The organism is Streptomyces sp. NBC_00461, assembly GCF_036013935.1.
Classification (GTDB): domain Bacteria; phylum Actinomycetota; class Actinomycetes; order Streptomycetales; family Streptomycetaceae; genus Streptomyces.
In genome coordinates, this window is the sequence record NZ_CP107902.1 from 5,104,090 (window position 1) to 5,122,847 (window position 18,758).

General features: G+C 69.8%; 15 protein-coding genes. 6 read left to right on the top strand and 9 right to left on the bottom strand.

The annotated features are described in order from the left end of the window. Nucleotides 1–59 precede the first annotated feature (59 nt). Nucleotides 60–923 (top strand): calcium-binding protein, encoded by an 864-nt coding sequence (locus tag OG870_RS23935; protein WP_266583022.1) that lies wholly within the window; start codon nt 60–62, stop codon nt 921–923. Nucleotides 924–1,076: 153 nt separating this feature from the next. Here OG870_RS23935 and OG870_RS23940 read toward each other — a convergent pair whose 3' ends face one another. From OG870_RS23940 to OG870_RS23950, 3 genes are all read right to left on the bottom strand, one after another. Further along, nucleotides 1,077–1,325, bottom strand: a complete 249-nt coding sequence (locus OG870_RS23940; protein WP_266518039.1) for a DUF6458 family protein — start codon at nt 1,323–1,325, stop codon at nt 1,077–1,079. A 151-nt stretch (nt 1,326–1,476) separates the two neighbouring features. After that, nucleotides 1,477–2,769, bottom strand: coding sequence for a M18 family aminopeptidase (locus OG870_RS23945; RefSeq protein ID WP_266518042.1), 1,293 nt, complete (start codon nt 2,767–2,769; stop codon nt 1,477–1,479). 121 nt (nt 2,770–2,890) lie between these two features. Beyond that, a complete protein-coding gene (locus OG870_RS23950) occupies nt 2,891–4,732 on the bottom strand; it encodes an acyl-CoA dehydrogenase (protein WP_266583020.1) in 1,842 nt (613 codons plus the stop codon). Between the two features lie 149 nt (nt 4,733–4,881). Here OG870_RS23950 and OG870_RS23955 point away from each other — a divergent pair, with 149 nt between their 5' ends. The 3 genes from OG870_RS23955 (at nt 4,882) to OG870_RS23965 (ending at nt 7,611) form a co-directional block, all read left to right on the top strand. Continuing rightward, nucleotides 4,882–5,349 (top strand): SseB family protein, encoded by a 468-nt coding sequence (locus OG870_RS23955; protein ID WP_030939169.1) that lies wholly within the window; start codon nt 4,882–4,884, stop codon nt 5,347–5,349. A 136-nt stretch (nt 5,350–5,485) separates the two neighbouring features. Beyond that, entirely contained in the window at nt 5,486–6,457 is a 972-nt protein-coding gene (locus OG870_RS23960) for a pirin family protein (RefSeq protein ID WP_266583018.1), read from the top strand. An 86-nt stretch (nt 6,458–6,543) separates the two neighbouring features. Next, a complete protein-coding gene (locus OG870_RS23965; protein WP_266518053.1) occupies nt 6,544–7,611 on the top strand; it encodes an AI-2E family transporter in 1,068 nt (355 codons plus the stop codon). Here the strand turns inward: OG870_RS23965 and OG870_RS23970 are convergent. Beyond that, nucleotides 7,560–9,728: a SpoIIE family protein phosphatase gene (locus OG870_RS23970; RefSeq protein WP_266583016.1), complete on the bottom strand. Its 2,169-nt coding sequence runs from the start codon at nt 9,726–9,728 to the stop codon at nt 7,560–7,562. The two genes, OG870_RS23965 and OG870_RS23970, sit on opposite strands and share 52 nt — an antisense overlap. Before the next feature lie 143 nt (nt 9,729–9,871). Between OG870_RS23970 and aspS the strand changes: the two genes are divergently transcribed. After that, the gene (aspS, locus tag OG870_RS23975) at nt 9,872–11,635 is read left to right on the top strand and encodes an aspartate--tRNA ligase (protein ID WP_266518057.1); all 1,764 of its coding nucleotides are present in this window, start codon (nt 9,872–9,874) and stop codon (nt 11,633–11,635) included. Nucleotides 11,636–12,089: 454 nt separating this feature from the next. On the opposite strand, the gene OG870_RS23980 is transcribed toward aspS, so the two are convergent. The 3 genes from OG870_RS23980 to OG870_RS23990 all read right to left on the bottom strand — a co-directional run bounded on the left by OG870_RS23980 (nt 12,090) and on the right by OG870_RS23990 (nt 16,137). Next, nucleotides 12,090–12,566 (bottom strand): hypothetical protein, encoded by a 477-nt coding sequence (locus OG870_RS23980; protein WP_266518062.1) that lies wholly within the window; start codon nt 12,564–12,566, stop codon nt 12,090–12,092. A gap of 61 nt (nt 12,567–12,627) precedes the next feature. After that, entirely contained in the window at nt 12,628–14,343 is a 1,716-nt protein-coding gene (gene metG, locus OG870_RS23985; protein WP_266518065.1) for a methionine--tRNA ligase, read from the bottom strand. Between the two features lie 147 nt (nt 14,344–14,490). Beyond that, complete coding sequence (locus tag OG870_RS23990) at nt 14,491–16,137, bottom strand: VWA domain-containing protein (RefSeq protein ID WP_266583014.1); 1,647 nt, start codon at nt 16,135–16,137, stop codon at nt 14,491–14,493. A 503-nt stretch (nt 16,138–16,640) separates the two neighbouring features. On the opposite strand from OG870_RS23990, the gene OG870_RS23995 reads away from it, so the two are divergent. Continuing rightward, nucleotides 16,641–17,075: a glycoside hydrolase family 97 catalytic domain-containing protein gene (locus tag OG870_RS23995; protein WP_266518071.1), complete on the top strand. Its 435-nt coding sequence runs from the start codon at nt 16,641–16,643 to the stop codon at nt 17,073–17,075. Between the two features lie 150 nt (nt 17,076–17,225). On the opposite strand, the gene OG870_RS24000 is transcribed toward OG870_RS23995, so the two are convergent. Continuing rightward, nucleotides 17,226–18,095, bottom strand: coding sequence for a glycine betaine ABC transporter substrate-binding protein (locus OG870_RS24000; protein ID WP_327691400.1), 870 nt, complete (start codon nt 18,093–18,095; stop codon nt 17,226–17,228). 18 nt (nt 18,096–18,113) lie between these two features. Then, nucleotides 18,114–18,758: a hypothetical protein gene (locus tag OG870_RS24005; protein WP_266518075.1), complete on the bottom strand. Its 645-nt coding sequence runs from the start codon at nt 18,756–18,758 to the stop codon at nt 18,114–18,116.

Below are 18,758 nucleotides of genomic sequence, written 5' to 3' on the forward strand. Positions count from 1 at the left end.
CCCCGCGTCGGACGAAGCGTAAATCGCACAGTTGCGCACGTTCCTCACGGAGGTCTTCCATGCACGCTCGTCCCGTCCGCCGCCGGGTGATCCGTACCCTCGCCCCGGCGGTGACGCTGGCCCTCGGCGCGGCCATGGCCGCGGCACTCACCGCGGCCGGCACCGCCGATGCCGCGACGACACCGGCCACCGCAGCGGTCAACTCGTACGACTGGCAGCTCACCTATCAGGCCGCCCCCGGCCAGACCAACCAGGCCGCCGTCACCGCCTCGCTCACCGCGGACCGCACGGCCATCACCTACGTCATCGACGACATCGTCCCGATCAACGCGGGCCACGACTGCACCCACCCCGACAGCGCGGACCGGACGAAGGTCTCCTGCACGGTCACCCGCGTGGACAGCCAGGACCCGTACGCCGCCCTGGTCATGGACCTCGGCGACGGCAACGACACGGTCGTCCACAAGAACGACACGGACCAGATCTACTCCTACTCCGAGATCTCGCTCGGCGCCGGCAACGACAGGGCGACCAGCTCCGGCCGCCTCGACGGCGTCTACGTCTCCGGCGACGCGGGCAACGACACCATCACCGTGGGCGCGGACGGACTGGCCTGGGGCGGCGCCGGCAACGACACGATCACCGCGAGCGGCGGCGACAACATCGTGCAGGGCGGCGCGGGCGACGACGTGCTGCACGGCGGCCCCGGCGCCCAGTCCCTGTCGGGCGACGACGGCAAGGACCGCGTCCACGGCGGAGCCGGCGACGACTCGCTGTACGGGGGCAAGGGCGACGACACCCTGTACGGCAACGCCGGCAACGATGTCCTGTACGGCAACAGCGGCAACGACACGCTGTACGGCGGCCCCGGCACCGACACGCTCTCCGGAGGCCCCGGCCACAACGTGGTTCACCAGAACTGAACGTCCGCGCCCCTCAAGCCGGTCGGCCGGGGGGCTGGACAGAACAGGAGGCGTGCCCGTCCGCCTCACGGCGGAGGGGACGCGCCTCCTCCTGTTGGTGCCGGCCTTTGTGCAGGCCTTGGTGATGGCCTTTGCGCTCGCCGGGATGAACGCTCAGACGCCGTAGCCGTCGCTGTAGCCGTCCCGGTGGTGGTGTCGTTCCTCCTCGACGACCGGCGTCGTGGGCGGCACCACCACGCGCCGACGGCGAGCGATGCCGCTGAAGGTGCTGACGCCGATCAGTCCGACGATCATGAGGATGATCCCGACCACGTCGAGATTGACCCCCTTCATCTGCCAGTCGGTCGCGAACGTGAGGATGGCTCCCGCGGCGATGAGGATGATGCATCCGCCGAGGCCCATGCGCGTCGCCTCCCTGCCCGGTCCGGTCGGTCCGGTCTCTCCGGCCTTCCCGGTCGTCCGGTCAACTGCGGGTACCCGCCCGACCCGTGCCCATGCGGAGGCGGTCGCTCACGTCGCGGAACCGCACGTCACAGGAGCACAGGCAACGGAACTACCCCTGCAGAAAGGCCACCAGGGCGTTCGCCAGCAGATGCGGGTCGTCGACGCCGCACAACTCCCGTGCGCTGTGCATCGAGAGGATCGCGACGCCGATGTCGACCGTCTTGATGCCGTGCCGGGCCGCGGTGATCGGGCCGATCGTGGTGCCGCAGGGCATGGAGTTGTTGGAGACGAAGGACTGGAAGGGGACGTTCGCCTTCTCGCAGGCGGCGGCGAACACCGCGCGTCCCGAACCGTCCGTGGCGTAGCGGTTGTTGACGTTGACCTTGAGGATCGGGCCGCCGTTGACGCGGGGGTGGTGCGTCGGGTCGTGGCGCTCCGCGTAGTTGGGGTGTACCGCGTGGCCTGTGTCCGAGGAGAGACAGACCGTGCCCGCGAAGGCTCTTGCCCGGTCCTCGAAGGACCCTCCGCGGGCGAACACCGAGCGCTCCAGCACACTGCCGAGCAGCGGCCCGTCCGCGCCCGTGTCCGACTGCGAGCCGTTCTCCTCGTGGTCGAACGCGGCCAGTACGGGGATGCAGTCCGGGTCGGCGCCCGAGACCGCCGTGAGTGCCGCCACGCCGGAGTGGACCGACAGCAGGTTGTCCATGCGCGGGCCCGCGAGCAGCTCCTTGTCCCGGCCGAGGTAGGCCGGCGGCTCCACGGAGTGCGTCATCAGGTCCCAGCCGGTGACCTCGCCCGCCGCCAGCCCCGCGTTCTCCTCCAGGAAAGCGATCAGGTCCCCGTCACGCACATCGCCGCCCAGACCCCAGATCGGCTGCAGATGGCGCTGCTTGTCGAGCTTGAGGCCCTCCGTCGACACCGAACGGTCCAGGTGGATCGCGAGCTGGGGGACCCGCAGGAGCGGCCGGTCGACGTTCACCAGTCGCGTGGAGCCGTCCCGCAGCGTCAGCCGGCCGGCCAGGCCCAGGTCGCGGTCGAGCCAGGAGTTGAGCAGGGGTCCGCCGTAGATCTCCACGGCCACCTGGCGCCAGCCGTGCGCGCCGGTGTCCGGCTGCGGCTTGACCCGCAGGTTCGGGGAGTCGGTGTGCGCGCCGACGATGCGGAACGGCGTGTGGGGCGCCGCACCCTCGGGGACGTACCAGGCAACGATCGCGCCGCCACGCAGTACGTACTTGCCGCCGCTCGTCCCGTCCCAGGCGTCCGTCTCCGCGACCTGCCTGAAGCCTGCCTTCTCCAGCCGCTCGGCGGCGCTCGCCACCGCGTGGTACGGCGACGGACTGGCCGTCAGGAAGGACATGAGGTCGTCGGTGTGGCCGCGGTCGAAGCGGGGGGGTTCGCTCATGGGGTTCACCTTAACGACGTACGAGGGCCCACTCCTCGTGAAGGGGAGCGGGCCCTCGTGAGGGCGATGTGGAGTTTTGGCTACCCAGAACCAGGGAGCTCGGAACCCGGAACCGAGGAGGCTAGAACGCGGCCTCGTCGAGCTCCATCAGGTCCAGGTCGACGCCCTCGGCGAGCTTGCGGGCGCCGGTGACACCGGGCAGGACGTTGGCCGCGAAGAACTTCGCCGCCGCGATCTTGCCCGTGTAGAACGCCACATCTTTGGAAGACACAGCCTTGGCGGACGCCGTCTCCAGCTTCTCGGCAGCGATCGCGGCACCCTTGAGCAGCAGGTAGCCGACGACCACGTCACCGGAGGCGAGCAGCACACGGCTGGTGTTCAGGCCCACCTTGTAGATGTTCTTGACGTCCTGCTCGGTGGCCGCGAGGTCGGTCAGCATCAGACCGACGATGGCCTCCAGCTCGACGGCGGCCTTCGCGAGGTGCTCGCGGGCGCCCGCCAGCTCCTCGCCGCCCGTGCCCAGCGCCAGGAACTTCTTGATGTCCTCGGCGAGGGAGTTGAGGGCCGCGCCCTGGTTGCGGACGATCTTCCGGAAGAAGAAGTCCTGGCCCTGGATCGCCGTCGTGCCCTCGTACAGGGTGTCGATCTTGGCGTCGCGGATGTACTGCTCGATCGGGTACTCCTGCAGGAAGCCGGAGCCGCCGAAGGTCTGCAGCGACTGGGCGAGCTGCTCGTAGCCCTTCTCGGAGCCGTAGCCCTTGACGATCGGCAGGAGCAGGTCGTTCAGCGCCTCCAGCGCGGAGATGTCCTCGCCGGCCGCCTCCTTGACCTGGATCTCGTCCTGGAGGGAGGCCGTGTAGAGCACCAGCGCACGCATGCCCTCCGCGTACGCCTTCTGCGTCATCAGCGAGCGGCGTACGTCCGGGTGGTGCGTGATGGTGACCTTGGGCGCGCTCTTGTCCATGAAGTTCGCCAGGTCGGGGCCCTGGACGCGCTCCTTGGCGTACTCCAGCGCGTTCAGGTAGCCCGTCGACAGCGTGGAGATCGCCTTCGTGCCGACCATCATCCGCGCGAACTCGATGACGCGGAACATCTGGCGGATGCCGTCGTGCTTGTCGCCGATCAGCCAGCCCTTGGCGGGGTGCTGGTCGCCGAAGGTCATCTCGCAGGTGTTGGACGCCTTGAGGCCCATCTTGTGCTCGACGTTCGTCGCGTACACGCCGTTGCGCTCGCCCAGCTCGCCGGTCTCGAAGTCGAAGAGGTACTTCGGGACGAGGAAGAGGGACAGGCCCTTGGTGCCGGGGCCGTGGCCCTCCGGGCGGGCGAGGACGTAGTGGAGGATGTTCTCCTCCATGTCGTGCTCACCGGACGTGATGAACCGCTTCACGCCCTCGATGTGCCAGGAGCCGTCCTCCTGCTGGACCGCCTTGGTACGGCCGGCGCCGACGTCCGAGCCCGCGTCGGGCTCGGTCAGCACCATGGTCGAACCCCAGGTGCGCTCCACCGCGATCTTCGCGATGTGCTTCTGGACGTCGTTGCCCTCGTCGAAGAGGATGCCGGCGAACGCCGGGCCGGAGGCATACATCCACACGGCCGGGTTCGAGCCGAGCAGCAGCTCCGCGTAGGCCCAGATCAGGGAGCGCGGGGAGGTGGTGCCGCCGACCTCCTCGGGCAGGCCCAGGCGCCAGTACTCGGAGTCCATGAAGGCCTTGTAGCTCTTCTTGAAGGACGCCGGGACCGGGGCGGTGTTCGTCTCCGGGTCGAAGACCGGCGGGTTGCGGTCCGCGTCCGCGAAGGACTCCGCCAGCTCGTTCTCCGCGAGCCGGGTCAGCTCCTCGAGGATGCTTTTCGCGGTCTCGGTGTCCATCTCCTCGAACGGGCCGGTGCCGTACAGCTTGTCCCGCCCCAGGACTTCGAAGAGGTTGAACTCGATGTCGCGCAGATTCGACTTGTAGTGCCCCATGGCGACGGCTCCGTTAAAGAGATCGGCGAGGCACCAGGTGCAGCTCCTCGCGCTAGTTCACATACCAACAAGTAGCTACGATGATGCTACCCGTCGGTAATAAGAAGCAACCCCGAACGGGTCATCTGTGACTCAGTACTCTTGCGCCCATGTACGGCTACGACCAGAACGTGGGTGCGGGTGCCCAGCAGCAGTACGCCCAGCCGCAGCAGGGCCCGGGCGGTTACGGGCAGCAGCAGCCGCTGTATCCCGAGCCGTCCCCGCCGTCCCTCGCGGACGCGGTGCGGGCCTTCACCACCGGCCAGCTGTCCGCGGAGGACTTCCAGCAGGTCTTCGCGACCTCGAAGGTCTACTGCCCGCGCGGCGACAACCCCGGTTTCCTCGCCCTGCACAACACCCAGCAGCCGGTGATCCCGATGTTCACCTCGCTCAAGGAACTGCGCCGGTACGCGGGCAAGGAGTCCAAGTACTTCGTGATCACGGGAGCCGAGGTCATCGACCTCCTGCCCACCGGCTACGGTTTCGTCCTCGACATGGAGGGCGAGCACCGCATGGTCTTCGACGCGAAGGCCGTGGAGCAGATGGTCGAGTTCGCGATGCGCAGGATGTACGGCTGACAGCCGCGGGCGCGGCTGACGTCCACCGCCCCCTCGTACCCGACGCCCGGAGGGAATGTCCTCCGGGCTTTCTCTGTTGTGGCTGGCAGAAAGTTCAATGCTCAACTAAAGTGGTCGTACACAAGGAGGTACCGACATGCCTGCAGTGACCGTCGAGAACCCGCTGACGCTGCCGCGTGTGGCCGCGTCGGCCGATGTCGTGGCACGTCCCGTACTGGCCGTCACGACCGCGCCGAGCGGTTTCGAGGGCGAGGGCTTCCCGGTGCGCCGGGCGTTCGCCGGGATCAACTACCGCCACCTGGATCCGTTCATCATGATGGATCAGATGGGCGAGGTGGAGTACGCGCCGGGTGAGCCCAAGGGCACCCCCTGGCACCCGCACCGCGGCTTCGAGACCGTCACCTACATCATCGACGGGATCTTCGACCACCAGGACTCGCAGGGCGGTGGCGGCACCATCACCAACGGCGACACCCAGTGGATGACCGCGGGCTCGGGCCTTCTGCACATCGAGGCCCCGCCGGAGTCCCTCGTCATGTCCGGCGGCCTCTTCCACGGCCTGCAGCTGTGGGTGAACCTCCCGGCCAAGGACAAGATGATGGCCCCGCGCTACCAGGACATCCGCGGCGGCAACGTCCAGCTGCTGACGACCCCGGACGGCGGCGCGCTCCTGCGCGTCATCGCCGGTGAGCTGGACGGCCACCAGGGTCCCGGCGTCACGCACACGCCGATCACCATGATCCACGCGACGCTGGCGCCGGGCGCGGAGATCACGCTGCCGTGGCGCGAGGACTTCAACGGGCTTGCGTATGTGCTGGCGGGGCGCGGTGCGGTGGGTGCCGATCGGCGTCCGGTCCAGATGGGCCAGACCGCCGTGTTCGGTGCGGGCGGGTCCTTGGCCGTCCGCGCGGACGACAAGCAGGACGCCCACACGCCGGACCTGGAGGTCGTGCTCCTGGGCGGGCAGCCGATACGTGAGCCGATGGCCCACTACGGTCCGTTCGTCATGAACACCCGCGAGGAACTCCAGCAGGCCTTCGACGACTTCCAGAAGGGCCGGCTGGGGACGATCCCCGCGGTGCACGGGATGACCGAGGGCGGCCTGTAGGACCGCGAGCGACGCACCCGCCGGATCTCACCCGGCTGGGTCGTTCGCGCAGGACAGCGCATGCACGCGCGTGATCCGCTGGACGGGTGCAGCTCCTTCCCGACCCCGTCCGGCGGTTCGCCGCCTGGTGCGCTGTCGTGCTGCTCGGGGCAGGAGTGGTCTACGTCGGGGTGCTGCTGTGCTCCGCGTTCCGTACGGCCGTGGTGCCGGTGCTGCTCGCCCTGCTCGGGACCGCCCTGCTGGGGCCACTGCACCGGCGGCTCGTGAAGGCCAGGGTCAACCGGTCCCTCGCCGCCGGGCTCACCTGCGTGGCGGTCGTGGCCGTCGTCGGTGGGGCCGTGTACATCGTCGTCGCCGCGCTCGTCGACACCGGTGACGAGATCGTCGCCTCGCTGAAGGAGGCGGGCCAGGGGGTCGCCGACCACTTCGGGGCCGCGGGGACCTCGCTGGACGACGTCGCCACGAACGCGAAGGACCTGCTCACCAAGTTCGGCGGCACGGCCGCGTCCAATGTCATCAGCGGGGTCAGCGTCGTGGGCGAGGGCATCGCGATGGCCGTGCTGGCGCTGTTCCTCGTCTTCTTCTTCCTGCGGGACTCGCACAAGGCCGCCGGCCTGGTCCGGGAGATCGCTCCGGGGCGGAGCGGCGAGACGCTGGAGGCCATGGCCCGACGGGCCTTCGAGGCCGTCGAGGGGTTCATGCGCGGTACCACCTTCATCGCGCTCATCGACGCCGTCTGCATCACCGTGGGGCTGCTGGTCCTGGATGTGCCGGGGGCCGTGGGGCTGGGCGCGCTCGTGTTCGTCGGCGCCTACATCCCCTACCTCGGCGCCTTCCTCTCCGGTGCCGTCGCCGTGCTGGTCGCGCTCGCCGACCGCGGGTTCGTGATCGCGCTGTGGGTGCTCGGGGTCGTCCTCGCCGTGCAGGTGCTGGAAGGGCATGTGCTCACGCCGGTGATCCAGAGCCGGACCGCGCAGATGCACCCGGCAGTGGTGATGGTCGCGATCACGGCGGGGGCGTCCGTGGCGGGGATCCTCGGCATGCTGCTCGCCGTACCCCTCACCGCGGCCGCCTTCGCGGTCGTGCACGAACTGCGGGCGCGCTACGCCGGGCCCGAGCCGTCCGGGGGTTCGGCCGAGCCCCCGGACTCGTAGAGCTCGAACCAGATGCTCTTGCCCTCGCCCTGGGGGTCCACGCCCCAGGCGTCCGCGAGCAGCTCGATGAGGATCAACCCGCGGCCCGAGGAGGCCAGTTCGCCGGGGCGGCGCTTGTGCGGGAGGGCGTCGCTGGTGTCGTTGACCTGGATCCGCATCCGGCGGTTCCCGGTTTCGCCCCGCACCTCCGCCAGCAGCAGCGCGTCGGCGTCGGTGTGCACGAGGACGTTGGTGAGCATCTCGGAGACCAGCAGCACCGCCGAGTCGACCTGGTCGGGCGAGGGCCAGTCGTGGAGCAGCTCGCGCAGTTGCTGACGGGCCACCGCCACCCGCTCAGGTTCCGCCTGTGCGACGGAGAGCATCGTGCGGCGCACCGGCGGCGGCAGGAACAGTGCCTCGCCGTAGCCCTCCTCCGGCCGACTCAGCAGCAGTACGGCTATGTCGTCCTCGCGCCGGTCGGCGAGCGGGCCGGTGGTGTGGTGGGAGGACGGTCCGTGCACCCCCTGCACCAGGGCGTCCGCCAGCTCCTCCAGATCGCCCTTGTGTTCCTCCAGGATCGTGCGGATCCGCTGCCAGCCGCTCTCCAGATCGTGGCCGCCGGTCTCGATCAGGCCGTCGGTGCAGACCAGCATGGTCTCGCCGGCTTCGAGGGTGATCCGGGTGGTCGGGTAGTCGGCGTCCGGGTCGATGCCGAGAGGCAGGCCGCCCGCCGTCGGACGGGCCATCACGGTGCCGTCGGCCATGCGGATGGCCGGGTCGGGGTGCCCGGCGCGGGCGATGTCGAGGGTGCCGGTCGCCGGATCGGCCTCGACGTACAGACAGGTCGCGAAGCGCAGGTCCGAGTGGGCGTCGTCCTCGGGAGCCCCGTCCGTCATGCCGTGCAGGAAGCGGGAGGCACGGGAGAGCACCGCGTCGGGGCGGTGGCCCTCGGAGGCGTAGGCGCGCAGGGCGATGCGGAGCTGGCCCATCAGACCGGCCGCCCGGACGTCATGGCCCTGTACGTCGCCGATGACCAGGGCGATACGGCCTCCCCCAGAGGGGGTGCCCCCAGGCAGCGGGATCATGTCGTACCAGTCGCCGCCGACCTGGAGCCCGCCCCCGGTGGGGACGTAGCGCGCGGTGACGCTCATGCCCGGTATCTGGGGGCCGAGCGTCGGCATCATCGAGCGCTGCAGGCCGTCCGTCAGCGCGCGCTCGGTCTCGGCGACACCGGCGCGGGACAGTGCCTGGGCGAGCATGCGGGCCACCGTCGTCAGCACCGACCGCTCGTCGGGGTTGAAGGTGACGGGGTAGGCGAAGGCCGCCATCCAGGCGCCCATCGTGCGGCCGGCCACGGTCAGCGGCAGAAAGGCCCAGGAGTGGCGGCCGAAGGACGAGGCGAGCGGCCAGGTGACCGGGTAGCGGGATCTGTACTGCTCGGGGGTGGAGATGTAGACGGCGCGGCCGGTGCGGACCACCTCGGCTGCCGGGTAGTCCGTGTCCAGGGACATGTGGGAGAAGGGGCCGTCGTCGCCGGGCTGGGCCCCGTGGTGGCCGGTGATCGTCAGCCGGTCGCCCTCGACGCCGAACACCGCGAGCCCGTCGGGGCTGAATCCCGGCATCGACAGGCCCGCCGCGACCCGCAGCACCTCCTCCGTGGACCGTGCCTCGGCCAGCGCCCTTCCCGCGTCCAGCAGGAACGCCTCCCTGGACCGCCGCCAGTCGCCGGTGACGGCGCTGCGTCCGGCCGGGGTGCCGGGGGTCGGCTCGGCCACCTCCTGGAGGGTGCCGATCAGCTGGAAGGACTTCTTGCCGGGGTCGAACGAGGGCTTGGAACGGGAGCGGACGACGCGGATCACCCGTCCGTGCTCGTCCATGATCCGGATCCGCACCTCGGCCAGCGTGCCCTCGGTGACGGCCAGCCCGACGACGGCGATGATCTCGTTCCAGTCGACAGGGTGCAGACGGGCTCTTGCCCGGGCTTCCGTGAGGGTCGTCTGGACGGCGGGCAGACCGAGGAGCCGGGCGGCTTCGGCATCGACCGTGACCAGTTCCGTGGCGGTGTCCCAGTGCCACAGGCCGGTCGCGAGGGCGGCGAGAACCTCCCCCACGGCGGGCAGAGGCTCACCAGTGCGCATTGCCCCACTTTATGGAGAGGTGATCGAGGAGTGCCACCGATTGCCCCGTCTTAATGGTGGGGAGCCGATCCTGGGGTGCCCGGTACCCTGGGGTTGTTTCACGTGAAACGTACCCCCGATCCGCGAAGGCTGGATGAACGACGATGCATCGGTACAGGTCCCACACCTGCGGCGAGCTCCGCGCCTCTGACGTCGGCACCGACGTCCGGCTGAGTGGCTGGCTGCACAATCGGCGCGACCTGGGCGGCATCCTCTTCATCGATCTGCGTGATCACTACGGCATCACGCAGCTCGTCGCCCGCCCGGGAACCCCGGCCTACGAGGCCCTCGACAAGGTCACCAAGGAGTCGACGGTCCGCGTCGACGGCAAGGTCGTCTCCCGGGGCGCCGACAACGTCAACCCGGACCTGCCGACCGGTGAGATCGAGGTCGAGGTCGGCGAGGTCGAGCTGCTCGGTGCCGCCGCCCCGCTCCCCTTCACGATCAACACCGAGGACGGGGTGAACGAGGAGCGCCGCCTGGAGTACCGCTTCCTCGACCTGCGCCGCGAGCGCATGCACCGCAACATCCTGCTGCGCACGTCGGTCATCTCGGCGATCCGGCACAAGATGACGGCGCTGGGCTTCAACGAGATGGCGACGCCGATCCTGTCGGCGACCTCCCCCGAGGGCGCCCGCGACTTCGTGGTCCCCTCCCGGCTGAACCCGGGCAAGTTCTACGCCCTGCCGCAGGCGCCGCAGCAGTTCAAGCAGCTGCTGATGATCTCCGGCTTCGACCGCTACTTCCAGATCGCGCCGTGCTTCCGTGACGAGGACGCCCGCGCGGACCGTTCGCCGGGCGAGTTCTACCAGCTCGACGTCGAGATGAGCTTCGTCGAGCAGGAGGACGTCTTCCAGCCCATCGAGCAGCTCATGACCGAGCTGTTCGAGGAGTTCGGCGGCGGCCGCCACGTCACCTCGCCCTTCCCGCGGATCCCGTTCCGCGAGGCGATGCTGAAGTACGGCTCCGACAAGCCGGACCTGCGGGCCCAGCTGGAGCTCGTCGACATCACCGACGTCTTCGACGGCTCGGAGTTCAAGGCGTTCGCGGGCAAGCACGTGCGTGCCCTGGCGGTGCCGGGGGTCCAGGACCAGCCCCGTAAGTTCTTCGACCAGCTCGGCGACTTCGCTGTCTCGCTGGGCGCGAAGGGTCTGGCCTGGGTGCGCGTCACCGAGGACGGGTCCCTCACCGGCCCGATCGCCAAGTTCCTCACCGAGGAGAACGTCGCCGAGCTGACCAAGCGCCTGTCGCTGGCCGCCGGCCACGCCGTCTTCTTCGGCGCGGGCGAGTTCGACGAGGTCTCGAAGATCATGGGCGCGGTGCGGGTCGAGGCCGCCAAGCGTGCCGGGCACTTCGAGGACGGCGTGTTCCGGTTCTGCTGGATCGTCGACTTCCCGATGTACGAGAAGGACGAGGAGACCGGCGCGATCGACTTCTCGCACAACCCCTTCTCGATGCCGCAGGGCGGTCTGGAGGCCCTGGAGACCCAGGACCCGCTGGACATCCTGGGCTGGCAGTACGACATCGTCTGCAACGGCGTCGAGCTGTCCTCCGGCGCGATCCGGAACCACGAGCCCGACATCATGCTCAAGGCCTTCGAGATCGCGGGCTACGACCGTGAAACCGTCGAGGACAAGTTCGCCGGCATGCTGCGCGCCTTCCGCTTCGGCGCCCCGCCGCACGGCGGCATCGCCCCCGGCGTCGACCGCATCGTGATGCTGCTCGCCGACGAGCCGAACATCCGCGAGACCATCGCCTTCCCGCTCAACGGCAACGCCCAGGACCTGATGATGGGTGCGCCGACGGAGCTGGAGGAGGCGCGGCTGAAGGAACTGCACCTCTCGGTGCGCAAGCCGCAGCCGAAGTAGGTCACAGACCGAGGCACAGACCTCAGGCGGATACGAAGGGCTCGAAACCGGCGTCGGTTTCGAGCCCTTTCCCTTGGGCTCGGAGGCGAGGCCAACCGCTGGCTGACGCGGCTGGGCGGCAGCCTGATGCCGCCGGGAGCGAGCAGTTGGGCGACAGGCGGCAGGCCGGCGGGCCAGGCGCTCACGGACGCGGCCGAGTCCCATCGCGCCGCCCGGACCCTGCTTGCCGACGCCCGTACCGCCGCGGACCACGAGCGGGTGACGCGGACGGCGCAGGAGGGGTTGCTGCTTGTCGCCACGGCACGGGAGGCGCTGGGGCTTACGAGGGACCACGGGAGGCGCTGGGGCTTGCGAGGGACCCGCCCACGACGACCGGCACCGGGGTCGGGGTGCCGGCCGGCTGACCGGCTCATCGACTCACTGGCGTTACGGGGGGCAGGAAGGCCGGGGCCGGTCAGGTGTCGTACGTGCCGTCCCAGGGGTCACCGAAGGCGAGGCGGTCGGGGTAGAGCTCGGCCCAGCTCTCCCCGTCGTCCTCGCGGATCACCAGGCCGAACTGCACGTCGTCGACGGTCAGTTGGAACGGTCGTATCGCGATGTCCGTGTAGGAGCGGCGGGGCAGGCTGCGCAGGAGTTTCGCCAGGTGGACGCGGGCGCGCTGCATGACCGACCCGTCCCCGTCCGGATTGCGCATCTGTTCGGCCCAGGTGCCGGCACACCAGATCTCCGAGTCGCGGTAGCGGCCCTCGGGGTCGAAGGTGTGCAGCACCGCGTAGAGACGTTTGTGCTCTTCCCAGCCGTGGTCGAGACGGAATCCCCGCGGGAAGGCATAGGTGATCGACGCCAGGAACTGCCCGTCCGCGTACCGGCCGATGGACTCGGTCCGGTGCCTGGGCACGTAGGCGATCGGGACGACTTCGGGTACTGCCATGGCGGAACAATACGGGGCCCGGAAAGCCGTTCCGCCTTCCGAGCCCCATTTCTCACGGTTCCTACGCGGGCTCGCCGCCGAAGCGCTCCTTGTAGGTCTCCAGGTCCTCGTCCGTCAGCTTGGCGAACAGGACCGGCGGGACCGTGAAGGGGGTGCCTGCGGGAACCCCGGTGAGGGACCTGGCCTCGTCCGGGGTGATCCAGGTTGCGGTGTCGTCGGACAGGGCGAACGCCTGGCGCATGGTGGCCGACGTCGTCGGGATGAACGGCTCCGAGACCACCGCGTAGAGGTGGATCAGGTTCATCGCCGTGCGCAGCGTCAGGGCCGCGCCGTCCTTGTCCGTCTTGATCTCCAGCCAGGGGGCCTTCTCCTCCAGGTAGGAGTTGCCCGCGGACCACAGGGCGCGCAGGGCCGCGGCCGCCTTGCGGAACTGGAGGGCCTCCAGCTGGGACTCGTACTCGGCGAGGAGTTCGGCGATCTGCTCGCCCAGCTTCGTCTCCGCCTCGCCCGGCTCGCCGCCCGCGGGGACGTCCTCGCCGAAGCGCTTCTTGGAGAAGGACAGGACGCGGTTGACGAAGTTGCCGAGGGTGTCGGCCAGGTCCTTGTTCACCGTCGCCGTGAAGTGCTCCCAGGTGAAGGACGAGTCGTCCGACTCGGGAGCGTTGGCGATCAGGAAGTAGCGCCAGTAGTCGGCGGGGAGGATGTCCAGGGCGTGGTCGGTGAAGACGCCCCGCTTCTGGGACGTGGAGAACTTTCCGCCGTAGTACGTCAGCCAGTTGAAGGCCTTGACGAAGTCGACCTTCTTCCACGGCTCGCGCACGCCCAGCTCGGTGGCCGGGAACATCACCGTGTGGAAGGGGACGTTGTCCTTGGCCATGAACTCCGTGTAGCGGACGTCGGTGTCGACGTCGTACCACCACGACTTCCAGTCGCGATTCTCCGGGTCGAGGTCCGACCACTCCTTCGTCGCGCCGATGTACTCGATCGGGGCGTCGAACCAGACGTAGAAGACCTTGCCCTCGGCCGCCAGCTCCGGCCAGGTGTCCCGCGGCACCGGGACGCCCCAGTCCAGGTCACGGGTGATCGCGCGGTCGTGCAGGCCCTCGGTCAGCCACTTGCGGGCGATGGAGGACGCCAGCTGCGGCCAGTCCGCCTCGTGGCGGGACACCCACTCCTCGACCTCGTGCTGGAGCTTCGACTGGAGGAGGAAGAGGTGCTTGGTCTCGCGGACCTCCAGGTCGGTGGAGCCGGAGATCGCCGAGCGCGGGTTGATCAGGTCGGTGGGGTCCAGGACCCGGGTGCAGTTCTCGCACTGGTCGCCGCGGGCCTTGTCGTAGCCGCAGTGGGGGCAGGTGCCCTCGACGTAGCGGTCCGGGAGGAAGCGGCCGTCGGTGGGGCTGTACACCTGGCGGATCGCCCGCTCCTCGATGAAGCCGTTCTCGTTGAGGCGGCGGGCGAAGTGCTGGGTGATCTCCACGTTCTGGGAGCTGGAACTCCGGCCGAAGTAGTCGAAGGCCAGCGCGAAGCCGTCGTAGACCGCCTTCTGGGCGTCGTGCGCCTGCGCGCAGAACTCGTCCACGGGAAGGCCCCGCTCCTTCGCCGCCAGCTCGGCCGGGGTGCCGTGCTCGTCCGTCGCGCAGATGTACAGGACGTCGTGACCGCGCTGGCGGAGGTAGCGGGAGTACACGTCCGCCGGGAGCATGGACCCCACCATGTTGCCCAGGTGCTTGATTCCGTTGATGTACGGAAGGGCGCTGGTGATGAGGTGTCGAGCCATCGGGGGCTGCTCCCAGGTCGGTTTCGTGGTCCTTGGTCCGCGGTTCCTGCTTCGTTGCGAACCTTGAAATCGTAGCCGACACGGGTGGGCCGCCCGCTTCCCGTTTTACGGTGTGGGAAGGGGCGGCCGCCTGGTGATCTTCGGGGGTTACGGGCGCCAGTTCGCCAGGATGCCCTCGTAGACCTCCGTGTCCGTGAGTTCGCGCGGGGTCGCGCCGGCGAGGAAGTGGGACGTGTTGTCCAGCTTCAGCTTGCGGAGGTAGTCGAAGGCCTTGTTCTCCGGGTCTCCGAAGGCGACGAAGGAGAAGAAGACGGCGGGGTGGTTCTTCGCCGCGTCCGTAAGGGCCTGGTTGGCGGGGGTCTTGGCGTCGGGGGCGCCGTCCGTCTGGAAGACGACCAGGGCCCGGGTGCCGGGGGCTTCCTTGGCGTGGTGGGTGAGAACGTCCTCCACGGCCGCGTGGTAGCTGGTACGGCCCATGCGGCCGAGCCCTGCGTGCAGGTCGTCGATCTTGTTCTCGTGGTCGGTGAGGGTGAGTTCGCCGGTGCCGTCCACTTCCGTGGAGAAGAACGTGACGTGGACCGTGGTGTTCTCGGGGCCCTGGGGGTCGAGGTGGGCGGCGAGGGCGAGTGTCTGCTCGGCGAGGGCCTGTGCGGAGCCGTCCTTGTAGTACGGGCGCATGCTCGCGGAGCGGTCGAGGACGAGGTAGACCTTGGCGGCGGTGCCGGTGAGGTCGGTGGCCTTGAGGGCGGCTTCGGCTGCGGTGTACGCCGTGCGGAGGGTTGCCGGGACGGGCGTGGGCGCCCCGCCTTCGGCTGGGTTGCTGCTCCCACCCGCACCGCCCGTACCACTTTCGTCGTCGACTGCGAGTGGCCCCTGTGGAGCGTCCTCGCCGTCGGCGGCCGCGGGCTCGTCCACGGCGGCGGCCACGGGCTCCGGAGCGGAAACCGTGTCGTCCGCCGACGCGGCCACCGGTTCGGGCTGCGGTTCGGGCGCCGCCTCGGGGACAGGCTGGGGCTGCGGTTCGGGCGTCGCCTCGGGGACAGTCTCGGGCTCTGCCTCCGGCTCAACCTGGGCGACCGGCTCGGGCTCTGCTTCCACCACGGGCTCGGGGGCGGACTCCGCCACCGGGTCCGGTTCTGCCGCGGGCTCCGGCGCCTCGGCGGCTACCGGCTCGGGCTCCGCCACGACCGGCTCGGGGTCCGGCTCGACCTCCGCCTCCGCGACTGGCTCCTGCGTCACCGGCTCGGAAGCCGCCTCCGCGACCGGCTCGACCTCGGCCTCCGCGATCGGCTCGGGCTCCGCCACGACCGGCTCGGTCTCAGGGGTGGGCTCCGGCGTCGGCTCTTCCGTCACCGTGGCCGCCGCCTCCTGCTCCTCAGCCGCCGGCTCGGTCACCGCCACCGGCTCGGGGGCGACCTCGGTCACCGGCGTCGGCTCTTCCGCCACCGTCGGCTCGGCCGGCTTCTCGGTCACCGGCTCAGCCGTCACCGGGTCCACCGGCGTCGCCGGCTTCGGAACAGTCACCTTGTCGAATGCCGCCGAGACCAGCTCGTGCTCGTCCTCCGTAAGCTCCGTGGACTCCGTGGACGCAGATTCCGTGGACGCGGCGGACTCCGTCGTCGACGAGCGCGGCTCCGGGACCTGGGCGGATGGCGCCGGCTGCGGTTCGGGTGACGGTGAGGGGACCGTCGGTTCCGGAGACTGCGAAGGGGTGAGGTCCGCACCCTCTGCTTCGGTGGCACGCCCCTTGCGTGACCTGCCGAATGCATTCCGCAGGAGAGTGAGAATGCCCATGTGCGCAACCCTTCGGGTGAGTTGGTGCCCGTCAATCCCTGGCCAGGACGGACACGTAAGGTTAGCGGGCCAAGACGGCGATCTTGGGGAGGGTCGGTGTAGCCCGGACCTTCCCCCAGCGGGGCTGGTTGTGCGCAACACAATGCATGGGCCCCGTACGGCACTTGAGCCGCACGGGGCGCGTCGCGTCGCGAACCCGCTACGCGAAGGCCTCCAACTCTCCGGCGAGTGGACCCGGCATCATGTCGGGGGCATGCTCGGGGCAGACGTACAGGGTCACGCCGGGGCCGCTCGTATGCTAGTGCCGCAACAGGCAACGTTCGCCCCGTCGCGACGCCCGGCACGCACTCTCACCGCACCGGCCGAAAGCCCAAGTACGTCCAGTACGAGGACTTCCGGCCGGCACGCCGAGAGCACGCACCGGACGCCGCTCCTTGACGGGCAAACGTTCCCTGCCGCGGCACTAGATATGGCGCACCTCGACGCGCGCAGTGGTCCGGCGCGTGCACTGGCAGCGGTGTGCGCCACGGGGGGCGGAAGTTCGGAGGTCAGGCCGTCGACGTGATCGCCCGGGCCGAGCTGGCCGAGGCTCTGGCAGCTCCCCCATCGACCTGCCCACCGTGATCGACTACCCCACGGCCAACGGCGTCGGTGTCTTCCTCCACGTCAACCGGATCGCCGCGACGGACCCGGACACCTTGTTCGCTCTCTACAGGAGCTGGCGCGTGGCCGGCATCAAACTGGGCTTCATCAACGACGGCACCCAGGCCATGACCAACCAGATCATCGCCTGGGCCAAGACCGCCGCCACGTACGAGTTGCTGATCGACATGCAGCCCACCGTCGTCAGCACCCGGACGGTCACCTCCGCCGCCACCCTCACTGTGGCCATGACGAGCGCGGGCGGACATGCGGTGATCCTCACGCCGGCGAGCTGACCGGCGTGGCGCTGGGGAAGCTGAGAACCCTTGGGCGATTCGGGGGCTGCCCTGCGCACTTCTGGGTCATCGGCGACACGGCCAACTGTCACCTGTTCTCCGAGAAAGACAACGGGCACGGATGTCCTCGCCTGCGGCGACGTTGCCGGTTCAGGTCAGCAGCCCACGGGCGCGCAGCCAGGACCGGGCCGCCCGCGCGGGGGCCTCTCCGGCCTTCACGGAGGAAACGAGCTGTGCCAGTTGGCCGGTCGTGAGAACCGGGTTGAGGCGGGCCAGGGCCTTGGTGGCGACCGGGTCCGCGTCGGGGGCGGCGATGAGCGGGATGACGTGTTCGGGCGGGACGACACCCCTCGGATCGGCCAGCACGACCAGTCCGTCCCTGGTGAGGGCGGGGTCCGTGCCGCGCAGGACCTGCACGTCGGCGGTGGCCGAGGTGCCGGCGGGAGCGATGGTGACGCCGTACGCCTTCTTCAGAAACGCGGGCGGCGGGACGTCCGGGTCGCCGGACGCGGGACCGCCGAGGGTGAGGCGGCCGCTGGCCTTGCGGAGGTCGGCGAGGCTGTGCAGGCCGTGGCGCCGGGCCGTGGCCCGGGTGACCGCGAGGACGATCCCGCGCTCGGCCGCGGCCGGCGGCAGGGCCTCGATGCCCACGGGCAGCGCCATGCTCAGCGTCGCCGCCATGTTCCCGGGCAGGGCGCCCCCGCCCGGGAACGTGCGCAGCAGGGTGCTCTCGTACGCCGGCGCCAGGCCGAGCCTGCCCTCGACCACGGCCTCGGCGGAGGCGGAGGGCGAGGTGTAACCGGTGGCCGACACCCGCACCCGCTGCCCGGCGTGGGTGAGGAGTTCGCCGTAGAGCGCCGCCACCACCCGGCTCTCCGCCGAGCCGTCGGTGCCGATCACGGTCGGCCCCTGCTGGTCCGCGTGCTCGACGTCCGGACTCTGGGCCCTGCCCGCGCAGCCGGTCAGAAGGAGCAGTGCGGCGAGGGCGGTGGCAACGAGCGGGATCCGGGTTCCTGACATCTCGGACGTCCGCACGGCTCAGCCGCAGTGGGCGGAGCGCTCACCCGAGGTCATCTCGGCGTCCTTGAAGTTGATGAACCCCGTACTGGGTTGGTCGTTGTTGAAGCCGGACGACTGGTAGTTGTTGATGTACCAGATGTAGTGGCCGTAGTAGCGGCTGCCGAAGTGGAGCTCGTACCAGCCCGTGGCCTGCTGCTTGGCGGTGCCGCGCTCGATCCAGCCCTTGCGGCCGGCCGGGATGTTGACCGTGTCGCTCTCGGTGTCGGTGTGCGAGGTCGTCCAGGTGTGACCGTAGCTGGCCTCGACCTCGGCCTCGTAGACGGCCCAGAACTTGACCCCGACGGAGATCGAGACTCCGACCGAGTTGGTGGAGGCGGTCGTGTCCGACCAGTCGATCCGGTGCTGGTTGGTCTGGCTCGCGCAGTTGAACGCGGTGGAGCCGACCTGGTGGGTCGGGCCGGTGTAGGTCCAATAGGAGGTGGGGTGGAACGTGCAGGAGTCCGCCCACGAGCACGCGTCCAGGAGCTGCTGGGTGGTGGGGCTGTCGTCGGCGGAGGCCTGGGGGGCCGCCATCAGCGAGGCGCCGAGGGCGAGGGCCCCGATGACCCCCGCCGTGCGGAACATGCGCTTACGGGAACCGGTCGTGCGTCGTGTGTAAGCCAT

Coding starts and splice junctions, on each gene's coding strand:
- OG870_RS23935 (WP_266583022.1), top strand. CDS start 60: ATGCACGCTCGTCCCGTCCGCCGCCGGGTGATCCGTACCCTCGCCCCG.
- metG (WP_266518065.1), bottom strand. CDS start 14,343: ATGGCTCGACACCTCATCACCAGCGCCCTTCCGTACATCAACGGAATC.
- OG870_RS23945 (WP_266518042.1), bottom strand. CDS start 2,769: ATGAGCGAACCCCCCCGCTTCGACCGCGGCCACACCGACGACCTCATG.
- aspS (WP_266518057.1), top strand. CDS start 9,872: ATGCATCGGTACAGGTCCCACACCTGCGGCGAGCTCCGCGCCTCTGAC.
- OG870_RS23940 (WP_266518039.1), bottom strand. CDS start 1,325: ATGGGCCTCGGCGGATGCATCATCCTCATCGCCGCGGGAGCCATCCTC.
- OG870_RS24005 (WP_266518075.1), bottom strand. CDS start 18,758: ATGGCTTACACACGACGCACGACCGGTTCCCGTAAGCGCATGTTCCGC.
- OG870_RS23960 (WP_266583018.1), top strand. CDS start 5,486: ATGCCTGCAGTGACCGTCGAGAACCCGCTGACGCTGCCGCGTGTGGCC.
- OG870_RS23955 (WP_030939169.1), top strand. CDS start 4,882: ATGTACGGCTACGACCAGAACGTGGGTGCGGGTGCCCAGCAGCAGTAC.
- OG870_RS23990 (WP_266583014.1), bottom strand. CDS start 16,137: ATGGGCATTCTCACTCTCCTGCGGAATGCATTCGGCAGGTCACGCAAG.
- OG870_RS23980 (WP_266518062.1), bottom strand. CDS start 12,566: ATGGCAGTACCCGAAGTCGTCCCGATCGCCTACGTGCCCAGGCACCGG.
- OG870_RS23970 (WP_266583016.1), bottom strand. CDS start 9,728: ATGCGCACTGGTGAGCCTCTGCCCGCCGTGGGGGAGGTTCTCGCCGCC.
- OG870_RS23950 (WP_266583020.1), bottom strand. CDS start 4,732: ATGGGGCACTACAAGTCGAATCTGCGCGACATCGAGTTCAACCTCTTC.
- OG870_RS24000 (WP_327691400.1), bottom strand. CDS start 18,095: ATGTCAGGAACCCGGATCCCGCTCGTTGCCACCGCCCTCGCCGCACTG.